General features: G+C 72.5%; 6 protein-coding genes. 1 reads left to right on the top strand and 5 read right to left on the bottom strand.

What is annotated here, in order from left to right:
* The 5 genes from PKE44_RS03835 to PKE44_RS03855 form a co-directional block, all read right to left on the bottom strand.
* Positions 1-281, bottom strand: a 281-nt coding sequence (locus PKE44_RS03835; protein WP_324548355.1) for a CHAD domain-containing protein, incomplete at its 3' end; no start/stop codon positions are given.
* 240 nt (positions 282-521) lie between these two features.
* A complete protein-coding gene (locus PKE44_RS03840) occupies positions 522-1,715 on the bottom strand; it encodes a VWA domain-containing protein (RefSeq protein WP_324548356.1) in 1,194 nt (397 codons plus the stop codon).
* A gap of 5 nt (positions 1,716-1,720) precedes the next feature.
* Positions 1,721-2,575 (bottom strand): MoxR family ATPase, encoded by an 855-nt coding sequence (locus PKE44_RS03845; protein WP_324548357.1) that lies wholly within the window; start codon positions 2,573-2,575, stop codon positions 1,721-1,723.
* Between the two features lie 183 nt (positions 2,576-2,758).
* Positions 2,759-4,765, bottom strand: a complete 2,007-nt coding sequence (locus PKE44_RS03850; protein WP_324548358.1) for an EAL domain-containing protein — start codon at positions 4,763-4,765, stop codon at positions 2,759-2,761.
* A gap of 7 nt (positions 4,766-4,772) precedes the next feature.
* Positions 4,773-5,339 carry a molybdopterin-dependent oxidoreductase gene (locus PKE44_RS03855; protein WP_324548359.1) on the bottom strand — a complete coding sequence of 189 codons (567 nt, stop codon included), beginning with the start codon at positions 5,337-5,339 and terminating at the stop codon, positions 4,773-4,775.
* 139 nt (positions 5,340-5,478) lie between these two features.
* Here PKE44_RS03855 and PKE44_RS03860 point away from each other — a divergent pair, with 139 nt between their 5' ends.
* On the top strand, positions 5,479-6,132 hold the full coding sequence (locus PKE44_RS03860) for an adenosylcobinamide amidohydrolase (protein ID WP_324548360.1): 654 nt from the start codon (positions 5,479-5,481) through the stop codon (positions 6,130-6,132).
* Positions 6,133-6,209 lie beyond the last annotated feature (77 nt).

The following is a 6,209-nucleotide window of genomic DNA, read 5'->3' on the forward strand; positions in this document are numbered from 1 at the left end:
CCGGCGGCGGCCACCAGCGTGCGCAGCGCCGGCAGGAACGGCGGGCGGCGCACGGCGGGCTCGTAGCGGCCGAACAGCTTCAGGGCCGCCCGCAGGCGGCGGGCGCCGACGCGCAGCTGATGCACGGCTTCGGCGTCGTAGCCGTCGACGAGCAGGCTGCGATTGGCCGCGATCTGGCGGGCGGCGGCGGCGGTGATCACGGCGAGCGCGCCGCGGGCATCGCTGGACGGATCGAGCCGGACGGCTTCGGCCTTGACGGCGCTGCGGGCGGGGTCGGACATTAAATTCCTGTGAGAACTTGTGGATTTAGCGGCCGGGCACTGGCGCGCGCCCGGTACCGCGCTAGGCTCCCGGAACTCGTGATCGAGCCCCTTTGCCGAACGGACACGGCAGCGGCGCTCAGGGATCCGGCAGCCACAGGTCGATCAGACCGCATTCGAGAAGTCGCAACTCGTCACCCGTCCGGGGCGCACTCCGGACGGGTTCTTTTTTTGCCGGTTTCCTGATACCGCCCATGCCGATCAGGCCTCGCCGCTGCGCAGCGAGCGGATCGCGCGATCGATCCCGGCCAGCGTCAGCGGGTACATGCGCTGGCGGGCGAGGCGCTGGATCAGCCGCAGCGACATCGTCTGTTCCCAGGCCGTTTCCGGCTGCGGGTTCAGCCACACCGCGCGCGGCCAGGCCGCGAACAGCCGCTGCAGCCAGACGGCACCGGGCTCCTCGTTGACGTGCTCGACGCTGGCGTTGACCTGCGTGATCTCGTAGGGGCTCATCGTCGCATCGCCGACGATCACCAGTCGCCAGTCCGGCCCGTAGGTGTTCAGCAGCTCGGCCGTCGGCACGCGCTCGGTGCGCCGGCGGCGGTTGTCGATCCAGACGCTCTCGTAGACGCAGTTGTGGAAGTAGTAATGCTTCAGGTGCTTGAACTCGGCGCGCGCCGCCGAGAACAGCTCCTCGCAGATGCGCACGTGCCAGTCCATCGAGCCGCCGACATCGAGCAGCAGCAGCACCTTCACGGCGTTGTGGCGCTCCGGCACCAGCTTCAGGTCCAGCCAGCCGGCGTTGCGCGCGGTCGATTCGATGGTGTCGTCGAGATCAAGCGTGTCGGCGGCGCCGCTGCGCGCGAACTGGCGCAGCTTGCGCAGCGCCACCTTGAGGTTGCGCGTGCCGAGCTCGACCGTGTCGTCGAGGTTGCGGTACTCGCGCCGGTCCCAGACCTTCACCGCCCGGCCTTCGCGGCCCTCGCCGCCGAGGCGCACGCCGGCCGGGTTGACGCCGGAGTGCCCGTACGGCGAGCTGCCGCCGGTGCCGATCCAATGGTCGCCGCCGTGGTGCGCGTCGCGCTGCTCGGCGAGGCGCTCGATGAGGCGGCGCATCAGCTCGTCCCAGCCGAGTTCCTCGATCTGCGCACGCTCCTCGTCGCTCAGGTGCAGCTCGGAGAGCCGGCGCAGCCACTCGGCCGGGATCGCGAGCCGCGGGTGTTCGGGGTCGGGCGGGAAGACCGCTTCGATGCCGCCGAAGTAGTCGGCGAACACGCGGTCGTAGCGGTCGTAGAGGCGCTCGTCCTTGATCAGCGCGAGGCGCGCGTAGAAGTAGAAATCCTCGACCGACGGCCCGGTCACGCGCGCGCGCAGACCGTCGAGCAGCGTCAGGTACTCGCCGAGCCCGATCGGCAGGCCGTTTGCGCGCAGCGCCTCGATGAAGCCGGTCAGCACGGCGCTCAGCGTCCCTGGCGCTTGTGCAGGAAGATCAGCTTCTCGAACAGGTGCACGTCCTGCTCGTTCTTCAGCAGCGCGCCGTGCAGCGGCGGGATGCTGCGCCGCTCCTCGCCGGCGCGCAGCGCCTCGGGCGGGATGTCCTCGGCGAGCAGCAGCTTCAGCCAGTCGAGCAGCTCCGAGGTCGACGGCCGCTTCTTCAGGCCCGGCATCTCGCGGATCTCGAAGAACACGTTCAGCGCCTCGGCGAGCAGATCCTTCTTCAGGTCCGGGAAGTGCACGGCGACGATGGCGATCATCGTGTCGCGGTCCGGGAAGCGGATGTAGTGGAAGAAGCAGCGGCGCAGGAAGGCGTCCGGCAGTTCCTTCTCGTTGTTCGAGGTGATGACGATGATCGGCCGGTGCACGGCGCGCACGGTCTCGCGCGTCTCGTAGACGTGGAACTCCATGCGGTCGAGTTCGAGCAGCAGGTCGTTCGGGAATTCGATGTCGGCCTTGTCGATCTCGTCGATCAGCAGCACCGGCCGCACCGGGCAGGCGAAGGCCTCCCAGAGCTTGCCGCGCACGATGTAGTGGCCGATGTCGCCGACGCGCGGATCGCCGAGCTGCGAATCGCGCAGGCGCGCGACCGCGTCGTATTCATACAGCCCCTGGCGGGCCTTGGTCGTGCTCTTGATGTGCCACTCGATCAGCGGCGCACCGAGCGCGGCGGCGACCTCGGCGGCGAGCCGCGTCTTGCCGGTGCCGGGCTCGCCCTTGACCAGCAGCGGCCGCCCGAGCGTGGCGGCGGCGTTGACGGCGAGCGTCAGCTCGGGCGGCGCGACGTAGCGCTCGGTGCCGGTGAAGCGGTTTTCGCTCATTACGGATCCTCTCCTCGTCGGGCACGCGGGGAAACGGGCCGGCGCAGTATGGACCGCGGGCCGGTGCGCACGGCAAGCACGGCAGATGTGCCGGACCGGCGTGCATGGCAGGTGCAGGCCGGCCGGAAGCGGTCGAAGGAGTCCGCGCGCCGGTGCGGGGCGCGCGGCCCCGGCTTCGGCCTCTCAGCCCTCGCTGCGCCGCCCCGGCAGTGCCTGTGCCTCGGGGGGCCGGCGGCCGTCGCGCACCCAGGCGCTGATCTCGTCGGCCGGCAGCGGCCGCGCGTACAGGTAGCCCTGCACCAGATCGCAGCCGTGCAGGCGCAGGAATTCGAGCTGCGCGACGCTCTCGACGCCCTCGGCGATGACTTCGAGCCCGAAGGCGTGGCCGAGCTGGACGATGGCGCGCACGATGGCCTCGTCGCCGGGGTCGCGGTGGATGTCGGCGACGAAGCTGCGGTCGATCTTCAGCCGGTGCACCGGGAACAGCTTCAGGTGCGCGAGCGAGGCGTAGCCGGTGCCGAAGTCATCGAGCGCGATCAGCGCGCCGGCGGCGTGCAACGCCGTGAGCTGTTCGAGCACCGCACCCTGGTTGCGGTCGAGCAGCGTGCGCTCGACCACCTCGAACTCGAGCGCCGCGTGCTCGATGTCGTAGCCGGCGAGCAGCTGCGCGACCGTGTCGGCGAGGTTGCCGTTCAGGAACTGCGCGGTCGCGAGGTTCACGGCCACGCGCGGCGGCGTCAGGCCCGCCTCGCGCCAGGCGCGGATCTGGCGGCAGGCGAGGTTCAGCACCAGCACGCCGAGCGGCACGATCAGCCCGGTTTCCTCGGCGAGCGGGATGAACTCGCCGGGCGGGATCAGGCCGCGAACCGGGTGGCGCCAGCGCAGCAGCGCCTCCACGCCGGCGAGGCGCTGGCTGGCGAGGGCGAGCTGCGGCTGGTAGTACAGCTCGAACTCGTCGCTGCCGAGCGCGCGGCGCAGCTCGGATTCCAGCGCCCGGCGCACGGCGAGCGCGTCGCGCAGCTCGCGCGTATAGCCCTGCCAGCGGCTGCGGCCGGCGGCCTTGGCGCGGTACAGCGCCAGATCGGCATTGGTGACGAGCTCCTGCGCGCCGCCGCCGTCCTCGGGACAGGCCGCGAGCCCGACGCTGGCACCGCAGTACAGTTCGAGCCCGGCCCAGGCCACCGGCCGCGCCAGCGCCTCGACCAGCGTCTCGGCGACGGCACCGGCGGCCGCGGTGTCGCTGCTCGGCAGCAGCAGCGCGAATTCGTCGCCGCCGAGGCGCGCGACCCGGCCGCGCGGGCCGGCGGCGATCGAGATGCGGGCGGCCATGGCCTTCAGCAGCGCGTCGCCGGCGTCGTGGCCGTAGCTGTCGTTCACGTCCTTGAAGCGGTCGAGATCGAGCAGCAGCAGCGCGAAGCGCCGGCTGCGGCCGTGCTGGCCGGCGAGCAGGCAGGCATCCTCCAGCCACATCCGGAACTGCGTGCGGTTGCCGAGCCCGGTCAGCGGATCGTGGTGGGCGAGGTGTTCGAGCCGGCGTTCGGCGGCAAGGCGCGCGTGCAGGGTCTTGCGCAGCATCAGGATCAGGGCGGCCAGGCCGGCGCTGGCGCCGAGCACGAACAGCAGCAGTTCGGCGAGGCTGGTGCGAAAGCGCGCGAGCGTATGGCCCTGCGCCTGCAGCTGCATCATCGAATGCCCGGCCACGTCATCGAAAAGCTGCTTGCTGGCGATCGCGGCGCGGTTGATCGGCCCGCGCGCGGCGCTCAGGCGCTCGGTGTCGGGCGGGGGGCCAAGCCCCGATTCGAAGGCATCGAGCGCGCGTTCGAGTTCGGCGCGCACGATGTCGAGCTGGCGTGCGTACTGATCCGGCAGCAGCAGCGGACGGCTGTCGCGGGCGCGGGTGCGGGCGACATCGATGGCCAGGCGGGCCGCCTGCAGGCGGGACTCGTCGGCGCGCAGCAGCAGCAGCTCAAGCTGCGCACGCACCGAGCGCACGTCCTGCAGCAGCACGCCGAGATCGCGTTCGTTCTCGAGGCTGGCGATCGGCAGCTGGCTCTCGATGCCGATCGTCGTGCGCCAGACGTGCCAGCTCGCGCCGCCGGCGATCAGCAGCAGGCCGAACAGCACGCCGAGCAGCGGCCAGCGCGTCACCCAGGCGGAAGCGTGCCCGCGAGCTTCATTCATGGCAGGCATGGGAGGTTCACGGCGCGGCAGCGTCCGCTTCGGCTTCGATGCTCTCGATCATCCACACCCAGCGCAGCCGGAAGCCGGGGCCGGCGAGCGCCGGGTCGCTGTCGCGCGGATAGATCAGCCGCAGCGGGCCCTTGCCGGCGATGTCGAGCAGGCGGCCGTCGCGGCGCGTGGCCAGCAGCAGCCCGTGTTCGGCCCAGTCGGCCCGCGGGATCGCCTGCGAGTATTCATCGAGCGCCCGCACGCGGATGCGCGCCGCCCCGGCGAGTCCGGCATCGGCGAGCAGCCGCGCGAGCGGCACGCCTTCGTAGACGCCATCGTCCGCGGGCCAGAACGTGTGCGTGGTCACGCGCAGCAGGCCGAGCGCCTCGATGCCGGCGCGGGTATAGGTGCGCGGGCCGTCCGGCGTGTGGATCGTCAGCACCGGCGGCCCCGGCGGCGGGGCCGGCAGCTCGACCGGCACCGGCAGCGTGCCGGGCGGCGCGGCGCGTGCAGGCGCCAGGGCGGCCATCATGGCGAGGCAGAGCCAGACGCACAGGCCGGCGGTGCGGATCGAAAGACGCTGGCGGACGGGCATGAGCGGCGGGCTCGACTCCGGGAGAAGAGATAACGCGCAGCGGCGGGGATCGGGTGCCGGGAGTGTGTGCGGTCGGCCGTTCCGTGACAATGGCGCGGCCGCAATACCGCGGAGTGCAGGCGCAGGGGGCGAGGCCGGCATGGATCAGGCCGTCGGACTGGACGTGAGCTGCGAGCCGCCGTGGCTGCAGGTCGATCTCGGGGCGCCGCACCGCTGTCTGGGCTGGGCCGTGCACCGGCCGGGCCGCGTCGTCGCCCGGCACGTGGTCTGGCTGCAGGTCGACGAGGCGGAACTCGCCCCCGGCGTCGATCCGGCGGCGCTGCTGGGTGCGCGGCTGGCCGCGCGCGGGCTGGCGCGGGCCGTCGGCCTGATGACTGCGCGCCGGGTCAGCGCCTGGGAGGCCGGGCGGGCGGTGGTCGGGGATGTGGGGGTCGATACGGTGCTGACGCTCGGTCTGTCGAACGCGGTCCACGTCGCCGGCGAGGCCGGCCCGCAGCCGTGGCGGCCGGGCACGATCAATCTGCTGGCGCGGCTGTCGGTGCCGCTCACCGACGCGGCGCTGGTCGAGGCGGTGTCGATCGCCGCCGAGGCGCGCACCGCGGCGCTGCTCGAAACCGCCGGTCCCGCCGGCGGCACGCTGACCGGCACCGGCACCGACTGCATCGTCATCGCCGTGCCGCCGGGCCCCGGCCGGCCGTACGCCGGCCTGCACACCGCGACCGGTCAGGCGCTGGGCCGGGCGGTCTACGACACCACCCGGCGCGCGGCGCTGGCCTGGCAGGCGCAGCGCTGAGGTGGCGCTCAGCGCTTCAAAGCGCCGGCCTGGCGGCGGGTCACGGCGGGGGTTGCGTCGGCCGGTTCGCAGGCCGG

The sequence above is a fragment of the Plasticicumulans sp. genome (assembly GCF_035331805.1).
Lineage (GTDB): Bacteria > Pseudomonadota > Gammaproteobacteria > Competibacterales > Competibacteraceae > Plasticicumulans.

Bases quoted from the DNA above. Each gene is read 5' to 3' on its own strand.
- PKE44_RS03845 (WP_324548357.1), bottom strand. From the start codon at position 2,575: ATGAGCGAAAACCGCTTCACCGGCACCGAGCGCTACGTCGCGCCGCCC.
- PKE44_RS03850 (WP_324548358.1), bottom strand. From the start codon at position 4,765: ATGCCTGCCATGAATGAAGCTCGCGGGCACGCTTCCGCCTGGGTGACG.
- PKE44_RS03855 (WP_324548359.1), bottom strand. From the start codon at position 5,339: ATGCCCGTCCGCCAGCGTCTTTCGATCCGCACCGCCGGCCTGTGCGTC.
- PKE44_RS03860 (WP_324548360.1), top strand. From the start codon at position 5,479: ATGGATCAGGCCGTCGGACTGGACGTGAGCTGCGAGCCGCCGTGGCTG.